The 19,675-nt window shown below is 52.1% G+C and carries 17 protein-coding genes; 4 read left to right on the forward strand and 13 right to left on the reverse strand.

Going from position 1 to position 19,675, the window contains the following annotated elements; genetic code table 11:
• Position 1 precedes the first annotated feature (1 nt).
• The 4 genes from TSP01S_RS09815 to TSP01S_RS09830 form a co-directional block, all read right to left on the reverse strand.
• Positions 2–973, reverse strand: coding sequence for an ABC transporter permease (locus TSP01S_RS09815; RefSeq protein ID WP_041078746.1), 972 nt, complete (start codon positions 971–973; stop codon positions 2–4).
• A gap of 23 nt (positions 974–996) precedes the next feature.
• Entirely contained in the window at positions 997–2,148 is a 1,152-nt protein-coding gene (locus TSP01S_RS09820) for an ABC transporter permease (RefSeq protein ID WP_041078142.1), read from the reverse strand.
• A 76-nt stretch (positions 2,149–2,224) separates the two neighbouring features.
• A complete protein-coding gene (locus tag TSP01S_RS09825; protein WP_041078144.1) occupies positions 2,225–4,057 on the reverse strand; it encodes an ABC transporter substrate-binding protein in 1,833 nt (610 codons plus the stop codon).
• Between the two features lie 66 nt (positions 4,058–4,123).
• Entirely contained in the window at positions 4,124–5,362 is a 1,239-nt protein-coding gene (locus TSP01S_RS09830; protein WP_041078146.1) for an aminotransferase class I/II-fold pyridoxal phosphate-dependent enzyme, read from the reverse strand.
• Positions 5,363–5,450: 88 nt separating this feature from the next.
• On the opposite strand from TSP01S_RS09830, the gene tdh reads away from it, so the two are divergent.
• Positions 5,451–6,509, forward strand: a complete 1,059-nt coding sequence (tdh, locus tag TSP01S_RS09835) for an L-threonine 3-dehydrogenase (protein ID WP_041078147.1) — start codon at positions 5,451–5,453, stop codon at positions 6,507–6,509.
• Here tdh and TSP01S_RS09840 read toward each other — a convergent pair.
• Genes TSP01S_RS09840 through TSP01S_RS09880 form a run of 9 tightly spaced genes read right to left on the reverse strand, consistent with a single transcriptional unit; the run spans position 6,482 to position 17,665 of the window.
• Positions 6,482–8,074 (reverse strand): DAK2 domain-containing protein, encoded by a 1,593-nt coding sequence (locus TSP01S_RS09840; protein WP_231848638.1) that lies wholly within the window; start codon positions 8,072–8,074, stop codon positions 6,482–6,484. The two genes, tdh and TSP01S_RS09840, sit on opposite strands and share 28 nt — an antisense overlap.
• Positions 8,075–8,097: 23 nt before the next feature.
• Positions 8,098–8,427, reverse strand: a complete 330-nt coding sequence (locus TSP01S_RS09845; RefSeq protein WP_408033229.1) for an Asp23/Gls24 family envelope stress response protein — start codon at positions 8,425–8,427, stop codon at positions 8,098–8,100.
• On the reverse strand, positions 8,399–10,276 hold the full coding sequence (gene dxs / locus TSP01S_RS09850) for a 1-deoxy-D-xylulose-5-phosphate synthase (RefSeq protein ID WP_041078748.1): 1,878 nt from the start codon (positions 10,274–10,276) through the stop codon (positions 8,399–8,401). The genes TSP01S_RS09845 and dxs overlap by 29 nt, the downstream gene beginning before the upstream one ends.
• Positions 10,257–10,478, reverse strand: a complete 222-nt coding sequence (gene xseB / locus TSP01S_RS09855) for an exodeoxyribonuclease VII small subunit (RefSeq protein ID WP_052463590.1) — start codon at positions 10,476–10,478, stop codon at positions 10,257–10,259. Before xseB ends, dxs begins: the two co-directional genes overlap by 20 nt.
• Positions 10,453–11,655, reverse strand: a complete 1,203-nt coding sequence (gene xseA / locus TSP01S_RS09860) for an exodeoxyribonuclease VII large subunit (RefSeq protein ID WP_041078152.1) — start codon at positions 11,653–11,655, stop codon at positions 10,453–10,455. The genes xseB and xseA overlap by 26 nt, the downstream gene beginning before the upstream one ends.
• Positions 11,642–13,144, reverse strand: a complete 1,503-nt coding sequence (locus TSP01S_RS09865) for a MutS-related protein (RefSeq protein ID WP_041078154.1) — start codon at positions 13,142–13,144, stop codon at positions 11,642–11,644. The genes xseA and TSP01S_RS09865 overlap by 14 nt, the downstream gene beginning before the upstream one ends.
• A gap of 1 nt (position 13,145) precedes the next feature.
• Positions 13,146–15,197, reverse strand: a complete 2,052-nt coding sequence (locus TSP01S_RS09870; RefSeq protein ID WP_041078156.1) for a sodium-translocating pyrophosphatase — start codon at positions 15,195–15,197, stop codon at positions 13,146–13,148.
• 12 nt (positions 15,198–15,209) lie between these two features.
• On the reverse strand, positions 15,210–16,514 hold the full coding sequence (locus tag TSP01S_RS09875) for a nucleotide sugar dehydrogenase (RefSeq protein ID WP_041078158.1): 1,305 nt from the start codon (positions 16,512–16,514) through the stop codon (positions 15,210–15,212).
• Positions 16,508–17,665, reverse strand: coding sequence for a DegT/DnrJ/EryC1/StrS family aminotransferase (locus TSP01S_RS09880; protein ID WP_041078160.1), 1,158 nt, complete (start codon positions 17,663–17,665; stop codon positions 16,508–16,510). Before TSP01S_RS09880 ends, TSP01S_RS09875 begins: the two co-directional genes overlap by 7 nt.
• Positions 17,666–17,958: 293 nt before the next feature.
• Between TSP01S_RS09880 and TSP01S_RS09885 the strand changes: the two genes are divergently transcribed.
• The 3 genes from TSP01S_RS09885 to TSP01S_RS09895 are packed head-to-tail and all read left to right on the forward strand — an operon-like array spanning position 17,959 to position 19,671.
• On the forward strand, positions 17,959–18,333 hold the full coding sequence (locus TSP01S_RS09885; RefSeq protein WP_041078162.1) for a cyclophilin-like fold protein: 375 nt from the start codon (positions 17,959–17,961) through the stop codon (positions 18,331–18,333).
• Between the two features lie 31 nt (positions 18,334–18,364).
• Positions 18,365–18,946, forward strand: coding sequence for a DUF4897 domain-containing protein (locus TSP01S_RS09890; RefSeq protein WP_041078164.1), 582 nt, complete (start codon positions 18,365–18,367; stop codon positions 18,944–18,946).
• Positions 18,943–19,671 (forward strand): NAD-dependent protein deacylase, encoded by a 729-nt coding sequence (locus tag TSP01S_RS09895; RefSeq protein ID WP_041078166.1) that lies wholly within the window; start codon positions 18,943–18,945, stop codon positions 19,669–19,671. Before TSP01S_RS09890 ends, TSP01S_RS09895 begins: the two co-directional genes overlap by 4 nt.
• Positions 19,672–19,675 lie beyond the last annotated feature (4 nt).

A 19,675-nucleotide genomic window follows, 5' to 3' on the forward strand; every position in this document is an offset into this window, starting at 1 on the left:
ATCACCTCTTTCTCAATCTTGGATTGACGATCTCTTCAAGTCCTCGACCCAAGAAGTAGAACGACGAGCACAGCAGCGTGATACACGCACCCGCCGGGAGCCACAACCACCAGTACGCCCCAATGCTGCTACCCATGAGATAACCGGAAGATTCAGCCATCTGGATGATAACGCCCCAGCTCATGCGTATGTTGGCCAACCCGAGGAAAGAGAGGACCGCTTCTGTGAATATCGCGCCGGTGACGTTGAACATCATGTAAAGGAAAGAAAGGGGAAGGATGTTCGGGATGATGTGGCGGAATATGATGTACGCATCGCTCGCGCCCGTCGATTTTGCGGCATCTATGAAAGGTCTGACCTTGACAGTCAATGCCTGAGCCTTCAAAACCAGTGTTATGGACCCAAAGCCCGCAAGGATGCCCATGATGAGGGCAAGTCTGAACAGAGTCAGTTCCATGAACGCGCTCAGGACCATGAGCAGTGCCAAGCTTGGGAATAACATGATGATGTCCGCGAGCCGCATGAAGAACGTGTCTATGACCCCACCGTAATACGCAGCGCTGGCTCCTATGATCGTGCCTATGAAGACGGTTATCAGAGCCGCAGTGATACCGAGCACGAACTCTCTCGGCGTACTGTACATGATCATCGCGAAGATGTCCCTACCCAGCGGATCGGTACCCAGAGGATGTCTCAGCGACGGAGGCGAGGGATGGCTCACTATGTACGGATCAAAACCGACGATCGGATCGTACGGCAGGAAGGTCTGGTATGTGAACAAATCGTTTTTCCAGAAGATGTTCTTCATGATCAGTGGATAAACCGGGTAAAGAAGGCCAAAGATCGCGAAGAATATTATCACGCCCAGGCCAAAAAGAGCGAGCTTTCTCTCTTTGAAAAGTTCCCAACCGGTCCTGAGAGATCTCAACCAGAGTTTGAACCTTATCTTCCAGAGCGGCTCAACAACGACCATCTCAGTCACAATCGATCACTCCCTCAATACCTTATGCGCGGATCGAGCACCGCATACATTATGTCGGCCACCAAATGTGCGATGAGGACGAAGATGCCAGTGAAGACCAGAAGGCCTATCAACAACGGGGTATCTTGACTGTTGAGCGCTTCCAGATAGGCACGCCCCATTCCGGGCCAGGAGAACATGGTTTCGGTGATGATACCCCCACCCACCGTGGCACCAAGACTGATGACGAAATTGGTGACAAGAGGTAAAAGCGCATTTCTCGCCGCGTGTTTGTCTCTAACGACGCCGTCTGGTAAGCCTTTGGCCTTCGCGGTGGTTATGTAATCTTCCTTTATCACATCGAGCATCGTATCGCGCATGACGAGCATGCTACCGGCAAAAGAGTACAACGTGAGTGTGAGCACGGGAAGCACCATGTGCTTTATGATATCCCAGGCGTAGATAGAATAGCCTGAGAGGATCCATATCGAAACTGATACAACAATCGTGGCAATGGAAGAAACGTAAAGTGTGAGCTTTTTTGCGGGAATCGTCTTGAGTCTGTTGGAAACCAGCAACGCTATTAGAAAAACTATGAGGAAAACCAGAGCGTTTGAAAGAAGCCTTATAAAAATCGTTTGGGCGGACAAAGGTGCGTTCTTCCATAAGTTCGGGTCGATGAACTGGTTCAAAGGTAAGATCTTCAGGATCACACCGAACAACCATATGTTGAAGATGGCGAGCAACGGTAAGAATATCGTCCAGAAAACTATGCCAACGAAGGTGGTCGCTTTGTCCAGCACGCCACTCCTCTTCCACGCTGCGCGTTTACCAAGGCTGTATCCAAGGGCATACGACACAAGCGTCGAAGTGACGAAAAGAAAAACGGTCCTGGGGAGCCTTTCAGCGATTATCGTTGTAACCTTCGTGGGAAAGTAAGAAAACGAGATTCCTAGGTCCAGTTTCAGGAAGTTTCTCATGTATATCAAATACCTCATGTGAGCAGGTTTGTCGAAACCGAACTGCCTCTTCAAATTCTCTCTGATCTCGGGCGTGAGTTTCGGATTGAGAAGGTACTGATCGACAAAACTTCCTGGCATCGCCTCGATCAACCAGTAGACCACGGTCACGTAGATGAAGAGTAGTATCACTATTTGCAACACTCTTTTTCCCAGAAATTTGAGCACGCGCGATCTCCTCCCTTTCCAAAAACCCAACCGCCCGGAGAGGGCGGTTGGGAAATCCTACGAGTCTAACGTTCCATCACTGAGCAGCTTTGACCAGAGCGGGAACACCACTGACGTACTGCAATCCAGACAGTGTTTGCTCGTACGGGAAGACGATCTGATCAATCCTGTAAGCTTCGATGATCGGTGTGTCGAAGAGGACGATGTAGGGCAGATCTTCCGCCAGGATTTCCTGCAGCTTGAAGCCAAGTTCTCTCGCTTTGTTTATGTCAGAAGCGGCAAGGAACTCATCAGCGAGCTTGTCGAACTCTGGATTGTTGTAGCCAGCTGCGTTGAAGTCACCAACACCAGCGCGCTTGCTGTGGAAGAAGTCCGCCATGTGGTCTGGATAATATCCCAAGCTCCAACCGAGCATGTAGATATCGAAGTTGAACGGTTCGTCCCAGACCCTCTGCACGATGTAGTTGAAATCGACCAGGTTGGCTTTGATGGGTATACCAATTTCGTTGGCCCATCTTTCGATGTAGAGTGCCATCGTCGCCCTCATCGGATCGTAGCCGGTACCGGGAGCAAGCAATTCAATCTGCTCAATCCTCTGTCCATTCGGTGCGATGAGGCCCCTACCCTGTCTAACCACGTTGTTGCCCTCGATCTTCGGTTCAACAACCCATTTGAAGCCCGCTTTCTTGAGCAATTCTATGGCGAGTTTTCTTCTCTCACCGTAGCTGAGACCGTAACCGGGCGTGAGTTCTGGAACCTTCGGGTTGTACCAGAACGCGTTTCCAACGGGCACCACGCTGTACTGCGGGAACGCCTGACCACCGAGCACTCTGGAGCACAGGAACTCTCTGTCGATGAGCGCCGCTATGGCCTGCCTGAACTCTTTGATGTTCATCGGATACCTTCTCATGTTGAAGCACATGTACCTGAAGCCGTTGGTCGTGTTGCTGATGACCTTCACACCGCTCGCCTTGGCCAGCTGGTCTGCCTCGCCTTTCTGCAGACCGAGCGAGTTGAACACGAAGCTGACATCACCGTTGATCAGTGCCGTGATCGCGGCAGCCCTGTTCAGATAGATTCTGTAAATGATGTCATCGACATACGGACCGGTGACGAGCTCGAGCATCTTTTCACCGGTGGGTTCTCCGTAGCCAACCCAGTGGAAGCCCGTGTTGGGATTCTTGATCTCAACGGCTCCGTTCTTGTAGAGAATCAGCGTGCTTCCTCTGTCGAAATAGTCAGGTCTTGCAGCCTGTTGTACGAACGCACCTTTTTCCCATTTGACGAGCTTGAACGGGCCTATGATGGGCTCGTCGGAATTGTCGTAGTTGTAGAGTGTCTGCAGCGGAGCACCGGTCTTCAAAGCTTCCTGAACTTTTGGCTCCCAGTACTTCTTTTGCAGTATGGGCGCCATCAGAGCTCCAAAGTTTGCCTTGGCCAAACTCGGCTGGGTGAAGTACACCTTCACTGTGAAATCGTCAACTTTTTCTGCCTTGACAAAGTAGTCTGGATCGATCATGCTCGCCCAGTTTCCACCCAGGCCGTATTCCTTGATGAGCTTCAACACCGTGTTCATCGTCCAAACAACGTCATCTGCCGTGAACTTCGTCCCATCGGACCACACAACATCCTGTCTGAGTGGAATCGTGTAGACCCACAGGTCCCCTTCCTGTTCGATCTTCGGAAGGTCCGCTGCCAGGCTCGGGATCCAGTCAAACCTCACGTCGGAATAACCGTAGAGTGCCCCGTACCAGGTCCCGAGTACGTAGCTGTTCCAGACCGTGGCGTTCGGTCCGTAGTGGTTCCACGGGTTCAGAGTTTTTGGCTCCTGCAAGAGCGCCCAGTTGAGCGTTTGTGCGAAGACTGAGAGCACAGCGAGAATCACAGCAAATACCAGCAGTTTCTTCATTCCCTCTACCTCCCTTCACAAGGTTTTGGGTTCGCATAATTATAATACCACATGTTAGCCAGACAATCACACGTTCCAGCGTTCTTTTCTGTACTTCTCGAGCACGCTCAGAACGTAATCAATGTCTGCTGGGGTGTGGTCCGCGTTGATCTGGAACCTTATCGTTTCGTCTCCCTTAGGGACCACCGGGTAGTTCAAACCCGTCGCGAGCACACCGTGTTCGATCAGGTAGTTCACCAGATCCGCCGTTTTCTTCGTGTCCCTGACGAGGAGCGGTACGATGGGATGTTCGCTTTCGATCGTCTCGTAACCCAATCTGATCAGACCTTCACGGAACCTCCTCGCCAAGCCTCTCAGATAAGAGAGTCGTTCCCTTCCCTCCTGGCTATCCAGAATCTGCAGAACCTTCAACGCGCAGGCGGCCTCGGCGGGCGTGATCGGGTTCGAGTATATGTACGTGATCGCTTTTTCTCTCAGATAAGTGATTATCGTTTCACTCGAGACAACGTAGCCACCGTTGACACCGAAGGCCTTACCGAGCGTTCCTACGAGAAGGTCCGCCCTGCCGTTGGTGACTTCCTCCGTTCCCCTACCCGTCGGGCCGAAGGCGCCCACGCCGTGTGAGTCGTCCACGACGGTGATGATGTTCTGAGGGAAATGATGATCGTACTTCTCTGCAAGTCTCTGAATCACGTCGAGCGGTGCGTAATCTCCCCTCATACTGAAGACCCCATCCGTCACTATGATCAACCTTTCAGCCTTGTTGATGCTCTGAACGATCTTTTCTTCAAGGTCTTTCATGTCCAGATGTTTATAAATGAACCTCTCCTTTGGACGGGCCAGCCTTATGGCGTTTATGATGCAGTTGTGGTTCAGCTCGTCGCTGATCACTATCGTTTCGGGCGTGACGAGCGACGCTATGACACCTATCACCGTCACGTATGCGGCACTGTAGATCATGGCTTCTTCCCGTCCGTGGAACCGTGCCAGGGCCTTTTCCAGGTCTCTGTGTGGCTGGAAAGTTCCACTTATGAACCTGACGGCACCGGGTCCAACCCCGAACCTCCGTGCGGTCTCTTCCTCGACCTTTATGATGTCCTCTCTCAAAGACATTCCAAGGTACGAATTCGAGTTCATCCTTATGAACTCTTTGTCTCCGAAGCCTTTGATCAGATACCTTGGACCTTTGCCATTGGCTGGTTTTTTCACATCCACTATTATGAACTCTTTTCCCTTCGCCCTTCCTTCACTTCTGAGTTGTTCGAGTTCCGCATTCAGAACCTTTTCCAATCTATCTGTCGCCAAGAATTCCACCTCCTCCGAACCCATTATACAATGTTTCGTTTTTGAATCCGTTTGTTGTACACTGTGTGGTGGAAGAGGAGGGATAGAGATGAAAGCGTTGATGAAAACATCCATGGCGGAAGGTCTGACGATGGTGGAGGTACCGGAACCCGGTGAACCCGGGCCGACCGAAGTCCTGATCAGGGTGAAAACGGCTTCCATATGTGGCTCCGACGTGCACATCTTCAGATGGGATAGCTGGGCACAGAGTCGCATAAAACCCCCCCTCATCATCGGTCACGAGTTCTCCGGGATCGTTGAACGGGTCGGGGAAGCCGTTCAAACTGTCAAGGTCGGAGATTACGTCGCCTGTGAAACTCACATACCATGTCTGAGCTGTGTTCAGTGCCGCACGAACAGGATGCACGTCTGCCGAAACATGAAAATTCTCGGCGTCGACACCAACGGAGCTTTTGCAGAATACGTGAAGGTGCCACAAACAGTCGTGTGGAAGTTGTCGAAAGAGATCGATCCCATCTTCGCATCTGTGATGGAACCTTTCGGTAACGCTGTTCACACAGCGCTCGTCGAAGATCTAACGGGTAAAGTTGTCCTCATCAGCGGTGTGGGACCCATAGGTGCCATGGCGATACAGGTGGCGAAGGTTTCTGGAGCCGCTCTGGTCATCGCCTCGGAGATAAAGGATTACAGAAAAGCCCTCGCGCTGAAAAACGGTGCGGATATCGTGATAGATCCCACAAGGGAAGATCTCGAAGATAGGGTGATGCGTTTGACCGAAGGAAACGGTGTCGATGTCTTTCTCGAAATGTCCGGTAGCGTGGACGCACTCAAGCAGGGCTTGAAGGTGACGACCAACGGTGGAACGGTGGCGATCCTGGGACTGTATGGAAAAGAGATCTCATTCAACGTGGACGAGCTGGTCACGTTCAAGGCCCTCAAGGTCTTCGGCATAACGGGAAGAAAAATGTTCGAGACGTGGTACATAGCCGATAGACTCTTGAAACACAAAAGGATCGATCTCTCAAAGGTTGTCACCCACGTGATCAGCTTTGACGAGTGGGAATATGGATTCGAATTGATGATGAAGGGAGAATGCGGCAAGGTGGTCATGAAGTTCGATCATTCGATCATCAAAAGGTACGGATAGTGCGGCTGACCACCTTCATGAATGTCTATCTGCGGGTTGTCCATGACTTTTCTGAAAACGCTTTCCAGGATGGCCACCTCTTCGTCGGTGGCCTCCTGTCCTTTGAAGATGGTGACGACCTCCCTGTTTCTCAAATCCAGCGACAGCAGCGCCCTGTGCAACGCCTGCTTCAGTGATTGGCCGTGGGCGATCAGTGACTTACCTTTCAGGACCATGTACTCGCCCTTCTTGATCTTCGTACCGTTGTGTTTTGCATCCCTGACAGCCCTCGTGATGCTGAGAGCTATGATGTACTTCGCGGCCTCGTTGAATTTATCGGTGAGAACGTCCTCAGATTCGTTCGGATCGAAGGCCATCATGGCGGAGATACACTCCTGAACGGTGTTGGTGGGTATCAGAATGACTTTCTTACCGTTTATCTGCTCTGCGGCTTGCCTGGCAGCCATGTGAATGTTCGGATTGTTCGGGAAAACGAAGACCACATCCGCGTTGACCCTCTCGATGGCGATCTTCAGATCTGCCGTGCTGGGGTTCATGGTCTGTCCGCCCCTGACGATCTGATCAACACCCAGATTCCTCAGTACCGCGGTTATGCCCTGACCCGGTGAGACAGCCACAAAACCGTACTTTCTCCTCGGTTCACTCTGCTGGACAAGGTGCTCGTGCTGAAGCTTCATGTTGTCTATCTTCACCTTCAGCAGTTCGCCGTACTTCAGAGCTTCCTCTATGACCACGCCGGGGTTGTTCGTATGAACGTGAGTCTTCAGAATCGCAGAATCGTGCACAACGACGGCTGAGTCTCCAACGCTCTCGAGAAAGCTCCTGAATTTTTCTACCTCGGTGTCGGAAAAATTGTTTTCCCTCTTTATCATGACCTCGGTGCAGTACTGGAAAGTCAGTTCTTCGATTGGAAGTTCTACCGTCACTTCTCCGCTCTTGGTCGCGACCAGCTCCAAGTTGGCCTGCTCACCGAGTGAGGCGGCGTGGAAACCTTTGAATATGTAGAACAATCCCTTTGCACCTGCATCCACCACGTTCGCCTCTCTGAGCACGGGCAAAAGCTTTGGTGTCTCTCTCACGGCCTGCTCCGCAACCTGGACGATCCAGCCAAAGACTTCGGGAAAATCTTGAAAACTCGCGGCCTCTTCCGATCGTTCGACAATCCTCCTCAGCACAGTGAGGATCGTACCCTCAACCGGTTTCATCACGGATTTGTAGGCCACGTTCTTTGCCTCTCTGATCATGCCGAGAATGTCCTGCGGTTCCAGAGCTTTCTTCTTCTCACAATAGACCGCAAAGCCTCGAAATATCTGTGAAAGGATCACACCAGAATTTCCGCGTGCTCCCATCAACGTGCCGTTCTTGATGGCGTCCATAACGGACTTCAGGTCCGTTTTTGTCAGTTGCTCTAAGTATTTACATCCTTCGCGCATGGTCGCAAGCATGTTCGAACCTGTGTCTCCGTCGGGCACGGGGAAGACGTTGAGTGCGTTCAGCTCGTCCACATGGAGGGCAAGTTCTTCTGTTGCCTTCTCGAACGCAAGCTTCATGAACTTCCCGTTCACCTTTGGCAAGCCTGAGCACCTCCTCAGCGAACCCCTGTCACGTGCACGTTGACCTCAACGTCCTCGTAACCACCTATATTTCGCATGACGTGAGACACACTCTCCATTATGTTCTTCGCCACCTCGGTGACCTTCACACCGTACTCGACCTCGATGTAGATGTCAACAACGATCTTGCCATTTTCAAGCTCTTCGACCTTGATACGTTCCTCTTCTTTCTCACCGAAAAGTTTCCCAAAAAAACTCTCTGAATCGATTTTCACAGGTCCATAACTCTGGAGTGTCGCTATGTATGCAAGCTTCTTGAGTGCTTTCAAACTTATTTCAAGATCTCCATATTCCAGCTTGATCACCACAGGTACCAACCTCCTTTCTCAAGAATGATACCACACGTTCGCGAATGCCTTCCGGATCGAGTCCTTTCAGCTTCAAAAGTTCCTCTCTGCTACCGTGTGACACGAACTCATCGTTGATCCCCACGATGAGTACACTCCCGCGCCAACCTTTTCTGTTCAGACAGCTCAGCACGGATTCTCCGAATCCACCGCTGACGATACCCTCTTCCACGGTTACAATCAGTTCGTGAGTTTCTGCCACCCTCTCCAGCGTGGTTTCGTCCAACGGTTTAACGCATCGTACGTAAACGACGGTGGCATCGAGATCAGCCTTCAAAGCGTTCTGCACCATCGTGCCAACGGCCAGGATGGCCACGTTTTTCCCCTCTTTGACTATCTCCCAGCGGAATGGATCAATCAAAGCCGATTTTTTCCACATATCGTCGAAGTTTCCTTCCTCTGCCTGCCTGGGATACCTGATCGCCACGACTCCTTTTACATCCTTCTCCACAACCGATCTCAGCACATTGATCAGTTCCTGCAGACAACACGGAGCGAATATCTTACTGTTCGGCACAGTCCTGAAAAAGGCTATGTCGAACACCCCGTGGTGCGTTGGTCCGTCCTCCCCCACCAGTCCCGCACGGTCCACAGCGAAAATCACGTTCAGATCCTGCAAAGCTACGTCGTGGATGATCTGATCGTACGCGCGCTGTAAAAACGTCGAGTAAATCGCGACGATTGGTCTGAATCCAGCAATCGCGAGTCCAGCCGCGAACGTCACGCAGGATTGCTCGGTGATGCCGAGATCGACGAACCTGTCCGGAAACACCTCCGAAAACTTCCTCAACCCCGTTCCATCGGGCATAGCTGCGGTTATGGCGAACAGTCTTTCATCCTTCCGAGCCAATCTGACGAGAGTCTCTCCGAAAACATCACTGTAAGAGAGCCAGCCCTCTCTGACGACTGGCTCTCCCGATTCTGGGTCGAACCTCGGTGAGCTGTGGAAGAACACGCAGTTCTCCTCGGCCGGTTTGTAACCTTTGCCTTTCTGTGTGACGACGTGCACCACCACGGGATAATCGTAATCTTTGATCCTCTCGAACATCTCGACAAGCAATTTCAGATCGTGCCCATCGACGGGTCCTATGTGCTTCAAGCCCAGGGCCTCAAAGAAATCGATTCCTTGAATGAACTGTTTCAGGCCTTCTCTGAACCTTTTCAATTCCTCTTCCAGGTTTTTACCCGTAGAGGAAGCAGACAGCACTTTTTTCACGAGGTTTTTGAACATCACGTACGCCTGACTCGTGCGCAATCTCGCGAAAGCCTCGGACAGAGCACCAACGTTCTTCGAGATGGACATACCGTTGTCGTTCAGGACGATTTTCAGTTTCGAGTTCAAACTCTTCAGCTGGTTCAGACTCTCCAGGGTCTCACCGTTGGTCAGTGCGCCATCACCGAGAACGACGATGACGTTCTTCTTTTGTCCCAGCAGGTTCAAGGCTTTCTCGATACCGAGGGCAGCAGCGATCGCAGTTCCTGCATGGCCCGCACCGAACCTGTCGAATGCGCTCTCTTTGATGGAATTGAAGCCACTTATGCCTCCAAGCTTTCTCAGTGTGGAGAATTGTTCCCACCTGTAAGTCAAGAGTTTGTGCGCATAACATTGATGAGAAGTGTCCCAAACGATGATGTTTTCCCTCGGGTCGAACACCTTGTAGAGTGCAAGTGTGAGTTCCACCACACCCAGATTTGACGCCAGATGCCCCCCGTTCTGGGAAACGACCTCGATTATCCTTTTTCTTATCAATTCAGCGAAGCGCTCAAGGTCTTCGATTCGCGCATCCTTAAGTTGGTCTATCGTTATCACTCTCTCCCACCCCGTTTCGATGCAACTGAGCGTAAAGATCTTCCACTTCTATCTTGGCTCTGTTCAGAGCTTCCTGAAGCCTCTTGTAGATCTCCACACCTTTCCTGTAAAGTTCCAGAGACTCGTCCAGCGACAGGTTTTGAGAGTTCAACAGTTCCACGATCCTTTCGAGTTCATTCATCAGCTCTTCTATCTTCATCCACTACCACCTTCACCGATCCATCGTGGAATCTTACCATCAAAACGTCTCCCGGGGACAGTTCCCTGCTCGAGTGAACCCTGACCCCATCCTTCTCAACGATCGCGTAACCCCTTTCAAGTTCGGCGACGGGATTCAAAAGGTTCAACCTGGCACCCGCCAGCTCGAGCTTCCGGTTCAAAGAATCGACTTTGCCGTCGATCAGTGTTTTCAGTTTCTCAAGACTCTGCTTTGAAGACTTCTCAAAGTCATCCAGCAACTGGGTCACGCCCCTTTTCATCTCGAGCAGAAGCTCGTCTGAGCGTTCCTTGGTGCGATTCCAGAGTCTGATGATGTTCGTGAAGCACGTCTGCAGAGAACGCTCGACATTTCCAACGATCTCTCTCATATCTGGCACGGCGTTCTGAGCGGCGGCTGTTGGTGTGTGGGCAGCCACGTCAGCCACCAGATCGACCAGCACAGAATCTATTTGATGGCCTACACCAGTTATCACGGGATGTCTCAGGGCGTACACACCCATCACTACCTCTTCGTCGTTGAACAACCAAAGATCCTCGGTCGCACCTCCACCACGGGCTATTATCACAACGTCGAGTTCATCGAGATTCGCATCGTACAGGGCCTTCAAAATCTCTTCTTTGGCTCCCTTTCCCTGAACACTCGTGTGGTAGAGCACCACCTTCACGAATGGAAATCTTTCGGATATGGTCCTGAGGATGTCTTGAAGGGCGGCCGAATCCCTGGACGTGATCACCCCGATCGTGGACGGGAATTTTGGGAGTCGCTTCTTTGGTTTGTCAAAAATTCCCATCTTGCTGAGCCGTTCGTACGTCTCTTTGAGTTTCAGGAACATGAGTCCTCTGTCAGGGAGATGTCTCAACCTTCTGCACACCAGTCTGTACTGTCCCCTTGGTGGATAAACCCTCACGTCACCGTTCGCCTGAACCATCATCCCATCTTCCAGATGGATTCCCATGTGCGCTCCCTGGAACATCACGCAGCCGATCGAAGCCTGTTCATCCTTCAGCGAGAAGAACAGATGATCGTTTCTCGTCTTGCAATCGACCACCTCACCGACCACGGTCACGTCGGTCAGATTCTCATCGCTCTCAAAGAGATTCTCTATGTAGAAGGTGATGTCGCTCACACTGTAGACCCGCTCTTCACCCCACTCCACAGTATCTCCTCGCCCTTTCCAGCACGTCGGAAGGCAGGCCGAGTTTACCGGCGATGATTAATCCTATCTTTTCAACATGCTTGACGTTCGGAACGAGCGAATAATCAAACATCTTGTGTGGATCGTCCTCGTCGATATTTTTGATTCTTCCACAGCCATAGACGTTCTCCGCTTTCAGGACCACCCGGGGATAGTGCGTCGTCAAAAAGACGTAATCCTGCGAAGCAGAAAAATGTTCGACGACGGCGAGTACCAGCGCTTCACCCTCGATCGGATTGGTACTCGCGCCGAACTCGTCGAGTAGAAGCAACTTTTTCCCTTCAAGCTTCAAGGCCTGAACCAGGCTGCGGATCTCCATGGCGAACGAACTGAACCCGATTTCTTCCCCCCTCGAGACGAATCGAACGGCGTTGAAGATAGGACTCGTGAACCTATCAGCTGGGACGGGATAACCGAGCTGAAACAGCAACACGAAAGCCCCCACCGTTCTGAGAGCCGTCGTCTTTCCTCCCATGTTGGGCCCGCACAGCACGGTGACCCCACTCTTCGCATCCAGATCGATCGGATAATACTCGTATCCGTTCTGCTCACAATAGTTCAGTGTGGGAATGAACCTGCCTTTGACCACACGCAGAGTTTCCCCAACTTCGGGCCTGCAACATCTGTACGCGAAATACATTTTGTAACGTGACAGGTCCAGATCGATAGTTTCAATGGTTCGTTCACACGCTCTGAGAAGATCGAGAGAACCTTCAATCTGTCGCCTGATATCTTTCAGCAACTTTTCAGTTTCGTCCTGCATCTTTTCTTCCAGAGCCTCAAGATCTCGCTTCAGCGAGGTCGCTTTCTCGGTGTCTATCAAGCGCATGTGCCAGCGCTCACCGTAGTCCTTCAGGAGCTGTGCCAGATTGGCCTCAGTTAGCTTTCTCCCGATCTCTACAGAAACGGTGAACTCTTCACCGAGAGGTCTCAGGCCAACCAGACTGTACACTCGATCACACAGGTGAGAAAACTCTTTTTTGAGTTGTTGCGTTATTTCAAAATGTGCCTTTCTGAGGTTGAGCAACGTTTCCGACTGAAGCTGAAGAGTTTCTCCTTCGCCGAAGAAATGAGAAAGGACCTTCCAGAAACCACTGACATCCGGAAGGTCCCAGATTTGACCAGCGATCTTGCTGAGCGACATGAAATAGAACACGAACCTCTTCAATTTGGCGAAGTCAGATATCTCCGCAAAGCCGTGTTCGATCTGATGGCTCAGATCCGGAACCTTTTCCAAGATCTTTTCCATTCTTTCCACAGATTCTGGACTGAGTGCGAGAACCTTTTCCAGTCGAGCCCAGTGGGATAAAAACTGCTCCTGAGATGTCAGAACACACGAAAAATCATCCAGGGCCCTCCTCCCATACGCGGTTTTCGGTGAGAAGGGCCCCAGAATCTCGTCAACCATCGTGAAGGACCTGGTCGGTCCATCCACGAAACCGCTCATCATATCACCGGCTCACCACGAGCAGCAGCAGCGGTGCAAAGACTTCTGCCACCAGCGACATCACGGTGATCATCGTGTTGAGAGACGGTCCTGCCGTGTCTTTGAACGGATCACCCACGGTGTCTCCCACGACGGCTGCCTTGTGCGCCTCGGAACCCTTTCCACCGAAGTGGCCTTCTTCGATGTATTTCTTCGCGTTGTCCCACGCACCTCCAGAGTTGGCCATGAAGAGGGCGAATATGATACCGCTCACGATGCTGCCGGCAAGGAATCCCGCGAGTGCTTCTCTCCCGAGGACCACGAGTGTGAGTGCGGGAGCCACGATTGCGACTATACCCGGAAGCAACAATTCTTTCAGGGCCCCGGCGGTCGCAATGTCCACACACTTCGCGTAGTCTGGTTTCGCCTTGCCTTCCGCAAGACCAGGTATTTCACGGAACTGTCTTCTTATCTCCTCTATCATCCTTTCAGAGTTCTTGCTGACTGCGAGTATCAACATGGCCGACAGCAATGGCGGCATCATGGCCCCAATGAATATTCCTGAGATGACTTGAGGAGACATCAGATCCAGCGTTGTGATGTCAACCAAGTGTGCATAGGCGGCGAACAGTGCCAGCACGGTCAGTGCAGCCGATCCTATGGCAAAACCTTTCGTTATCGCTTTCGAAGTGTTCCCAGCGGCATCCAGCATGTCCGTCACGGCAACAACGTCTTCGCCGAGACCAGACTGCTCCGCAACACCTTTGGCATTGTCCGAGATGGGCCCGTAAGCGTCGGCGGAGATGATCGTACCCACGATGGACAGCATTCCGAGTGCGGCAGACGCTATGCCGTAGAACGGATCGATGCCGAAAGCCTTCGCGAGGTACCAGGCGGCGATCGTCGCGGCAGCTATGCACAGAATTGGCGGAACGATGCTGATCAAACCGTAAGAAAAGCCCATCAGTATGTTTATGGCTGTACCCGTGACGGACGCTTCAGCGATCGTCCTGGTAGGTTTCTTCTCTATGGAGGTGAAGTAATCCGAGGTCAATCCTATCGCCACGCCCGCACCCAGACCGGCGAGCGTTGGCAAAAACACGCCGAGCCACGAATTTCCTTCAAGGTTTGAAAAGCGCGTCACCAGGAAGAGCAGCACGACGAAGATGAGGCAGGTCAAGAATGTTCCAAGGTTCAGTGCCTGACCCGGACTCCTTTTGATGCTGCGCGCGACGAAGATGAGGGCCAGCATCGAAGCGAACAGACCAGCCGCCGCTATGGTCAAAGGTAACACGGTGAGCGTTTCGTTCGCGATCTCCGCTCCGATGATCATCGTCGCGACAACGCTCGCGATGTAGGAATCTGTCAGATCTGCACCCATACCCGCGACATCTCCAACGTTGTCTCCCACGTTGTCCGCTATGACTGCTGGATTTCTCGGATCGTCTTCGGCTATCCCGAGCTCAACCTTCCCCACCAGATCGGCGCTGATGTCGGCCGTTTTGGTGTAGATTCCCCCACCGGCCTTGGCGAACAACGCCAGCGCGCTGGCTCCAAAGCTGAAACCGAGCACAACACTCGCCGCATCAGGATCCGACCAGCCCAGCAACACCTTGAACACGAAGAACAGCAACGAAATCCCGAGTAAGGATATGCCTACCACGAAGAGACCCATGACCGCTCCACCGTAGTACGCAACCGGGAACGCCGCCTTCAAACCTTTCTGTGCCGCAGCCGCAACCCTGACGTTCGCCTCAACTGCCGCCCGCATACCTATGTAGGCGGCGAGCGTCGTACACACGGAACCCAGCACGTAGGCGATCGCCATGGATAGGCCTATACTGGTTCCCTTGAGAAAGCTTCCTACAGTTCCAAGCACGATCGCCATGACCAGGACGAAAACCGCGAGGGTCCTGTTCTGCCTTTTCAAATACGCCAGAGCACCCTCTTTGATCGCTGCGTGGATCTGCCTCATCCTCTCGTTACCCGTGTCTTTTTTGAGCACGTAGAACATCAATGAGACTGCTAAGACCATCGAGCCTGCCCCTGCCAGCAAACTCAGCACGAACCTGCCCACAACCTCACCCCCTCAAAGCACCACGATGTTTGGCCCCTGGAGATTGAAACTCTTCAGAACGTTCTTCGTATCGAAGATCAATGAACAGTTTTCCACCAGAATTCTGTAATCGATGCGTTTTCTGTGTGCGGTCGTTATGACGGCTATGTCGGCCCATCGTGCCAGGTCCGCCGTCAGTGGTACTGTGTTCCTTTCTGAACCTTTCCATTTGAAAGATTTTACGTAGGGGTCCACCACCACAACCTCAGCCTGTTCTTCTTCCAGAAGCTTGAGAACTTTGAGGGCGGGAGATTCTCTCACATCGTCCACATCGCCCTTGTACGCTATCCCGACGAGCAAAACGTGTGCACCGTTCAGACACTTCTTCCTCTGGTTCAGCAACTTCATGATCCTGTTCACGACGTACGAGGGCATCGAGTCGTTTATCTCACCTGCAAGTTCGATGAGCCTGGTGTGGTAATCGTACTGCCTCGCTTTGTAAGTGAGATAGAACGGATCTATCGGGATGCAATGACCCCCAACGCCTGGACCGGGATAGAAAGGCATGAACCCGAAAGGTTTCGTCGAGGCTGCCTCTATGACCTCCCATATGTTTATCCCCATCTTCTCCGCGATGATCGCCATCTCGTTGGCCAGAGCGATGTTGACGATTCTGAACGTGTTTTCAAGTATTTTTGTCATCTCCGCGGCCTTCGCCGAGGAGACCACAAAAACCGGTGCATCGAGCACGCTCTCGTAGAGCAACTTAGCGAGTTCTGCAGATTTCTTCCCCACCCCGCCCACAACCTTGGGTGTGTTCTTGGTTTTGTAAAGCAAGTTTCCTGGATCGACCCTCTCCGGGCTGAAGGCCAGATAGAAGTCCTCTTCGCATTTCAAGCCACTCGATTCCAAGATCGGCTTGACGACTTCCTCGGTGGTGCCAGGATAGGTTGTCGATTCGAGAACCACGAGCATTTCTCTGTGCAACCTCGATGCGATCTCTTTCGATGTGTTCACGACGTAAGTGAGGTCGGGCTGTTTGAATTCGTCGAGGGGTGTTGGAACACAGATGGCGACCACGTCGCACTGGGCAAGCTCATCGTAATCGTTGGTCGCACGCAGTTTGCCCTCCTTCACGAGCCTTTCCAGATCCTCAGGCACCACATCACCGATGTAGTTTTCTCCACGGTTCACCTTATCCACACGTTCCTTCTGAATGTCGAACCCTATGACCGTGTAACCCGCCTTCGCCTTCTCCACCGCGAGTGGAAGGCCCACGTAACCCAGACCTATCACACCCACAACTGCAGTCTTGTTGATGATTCTGTCCCTCAGCATGCACATTCCCCCTCAAAATAATCCCTGATACACTCTACGACGTATTCGACCTCTTCTTCGCGAAGTTCCGGGAACATCGGCAGGGCGAGAACTTCTGCACAGGCTCTGTCCGTTTTCTCGAGCTTGACGGCCGGCAGATGTGAAAAACACCGCTGTCTGTGAAGACCGAGTGGATAGTAAATCGCCGTCTCCACTCCATGCGATTCGAGATAGGACTTCAACCTGTCCCTGTGCCCATTCTTCACCCTTATCACGTACTGGTGAAAAACGCATTCGAAATCTTTGCCCACGGGAGGACACACGATGCGGTCTGTCAAGCCGTGTCTTTCAAAAAGTTCGTTGTACAGCCTGGCGAGTTCTATTCTGCGCCTGTGGTACTCGTCCAGCCTTCTGAGCTTCACACGCAGTATCGCGGCCTGCACTTCATCGAGCCTGCTGTTGATCCCTTCGATTTCGTGGAAGTACTTCACCCTGGCGCCATGGACCCTGAAGATCCTGCAGAATTCTGCCAGATCGTCGTCGTTGGTGAGGATCATGCCAGCATCACCGTGGGCGCCAAGATTTTTCGTTGGAAAGAAAGAGAGCGTGGAGATGTTGCCGACACTGCCACTCTTTTTCACCGTGCCATCGGAGAAACGCCACGTGGAACCGACCGACTGAGCGCAATCCTCCACGATCCTGACGCCGTATTTGTCCCTGATGCGCTTCAACCTCTCCAGGTCCACCGTCCGTCCGAACAAATGAACCGGTATCACCGCCTTGATCCTCTCCCGCGATGGATGATTCTCCAGAACGCTTTCGACCTGATCCAGATCGATGTTGAAAGTACGCTCGTCTATGTCCACAAAGATGGGCGTGGCACCGTTTCTGGTTATGCAGCTCGCCGTGGCGAAGAACGTGAAGGCAGTCGTGATGACGAAATCGCCGCTTTTGATACCCAGCGACCTCACCGCTATGTACAGTGCATCGGAACCGTTGGCCACTCCTATCGCATGCTTCACGCCCAGATAGTCCGCCATCTCCCGCTCGAACGCTTTGACGTTCTCCCCCATGATCACTCTGCCCGAGCTGAAGACAGCATCAACCGCGCCGAGTAGCTCTTCTTTGAGTGTTTCGTACTGCCTGGTCATATCGAAAAGGGGCACCCGCATCCCAACGTTTCCCTCCTTAGAACCATTTTACATAATGCAAGCCAGAAAGCACACTCCATTCATGGAATCGTGGTGAAAAGGTGGGTTATCTTCATTCGCGTGGTAAAAATCTTGAAAGACCGAAAAAGATAGGAGTAAAGACCTTCGCCAGCCCGGTGGGTTAAGGAGTGTGAGCTGGGCACACGACACGAAAAATCCCATCCTCTTCAAAGGATTGGGTGGAAGTCAAACCGCAGAATTGTTGAATTTGCCGAGCGTTTGCTCTAAAATTCTTGGACGGGAGGTGAGATGCTATGAAACTGAGATTCATCTTCGGACAGGTCGAGTGCGTGGCCGAACTCGACGAGAAGAAAGCGCCTCTGACGATCGAGGCCATTGCGAAAGAACTTCCGATCAAATCTGTTGCGAACCGCTGGGGTGACGAGATATACTTCGAAACACCCGTACGTCTCTCCGTCGAGGAGAACAGCAAAGACGTGGTTGAAGAGGGTGACGTGGCTTTCTGGATCCCGGGAAGGGCCATATGCATCTTCTTCGGTAAGACTCCAATAAGCGATGACAAGATCAGGCCCGCGAGTGCGGTGAACGTCATCGGGAAAGTCAAAGAAGGATTAGATCTGCTGAAAAACGTCAGGACTGGGACGAAGGTCATCGTGCAGGCGGAGTGATTGTGTTAACATATCTTGGGAGGCCGAACGATTGAATCAACGAACTCTGCTTTACCTTTTGATCGCTTTCATACTCTTCTTCACGGTCATGCAGTTGATCGGCGTGTTCCTGCAGCGGCCGGCCTTTGAGATCGTCTATTACAGGAGCAGGATGGAGTACGATTACGCCGGCAACGCTACTTTCACGACCACGGCCGGCCTTTTCTTCAAAGATTCGGCAAAACAAAATCAGTACCTGCAGAATTACAAACAGGGTTCAATCGAACAGTTCAAGCAATATTTCGCCGAGGTCAGCAAGAGGGTTGGAAGGCAGATCGAGGTCGTCTCGATGGAATCGACCGTTACCGAACGATCCGGAATATTGGAAGTGGTTGAAAAAGCCACCCTTTCAAACGTGGCGCTCGTTGAGAACGACGTGGTTGATACCGGCCTGAAAGATCTGTCGATCAACGCTGTGGCCGATTCAGAGATCGTCGTGGTTCTTCCAGAGGATGCGATCGTGCTGTCCGTGGAACCGACTCCGACTAAAGCTCTGAACAATCAGATCTACTGGAAACCCACCGGCTCGATGAGTTTCCCTCGAGTCGTGTTCAGAAAAGGTGAAGGACCGTGACGGAGAGAGAACTGGTCGAAAAAATAAAAACTTCACGCAGAGTGGTTGTGCTCACTGGAGCAGGCATAAGCACCGACAGCGGTATCCCCGACTTCAGGAGTCCAAACGGGCTGTACTCGAAATACCCTGAGTACGTTTTCGATATCGACTACTTCTTGAGTGATCCAGAAGGTTTCTACCGATTCTGGAAGGAAGCGCTCCTCCCCATGAGTGAGGCGCAGCCAAACAGGGCGCACCTTCTGCTGGCCGAGCTGGAGCGCAGAAACTTGATAGAAGCCGTCATCACACAGAACATAGATGGATTGCATCAAAAGGCAGGCAACAAAAAAGTGATAGAACTCCATGGGAGCATCTTCGAATATCACTGCATGGAATGTGAAAAACCTTACACACTCGAGCAGGTAAAAAAGATTTTGGACTCCGACACGATACCCCGTTGTGGTTGCGATGGATTGATCAGACCGAACATCGTCTTCTTTGGCGAGAGCTTACCCGTACATGCCCTGGACGAAGCCATGCGTTACGCACAGAACTGTGATCTGATGATCGTTATGGGAAGCTCCCTTCTGGTGTATCCTGCGGCACAGCTGCCCGTCATCGCAAAGAAGCACGGCGCAGGACTCATCATCGTCAACAAGGACAGGACCGGGCTGGACGAGCTCGCAGACGCCAAATTCGATGTGAACCTCAGCTCTTTCGCTGAGGTGCTGATGCAACTTCTCTGAAAAA

Origin of the sequence: Thermotoga caldifontis AZM44c09, assembly GCF_000828655.1 — a bacterium.
Taxonomy (GTDB): Bacteria; Thermotogota; Thermotogae; order Thermotogales; family DSM-5069; genus Pseudothermotoga_A; species Pseudothermotoga_A caldifontis.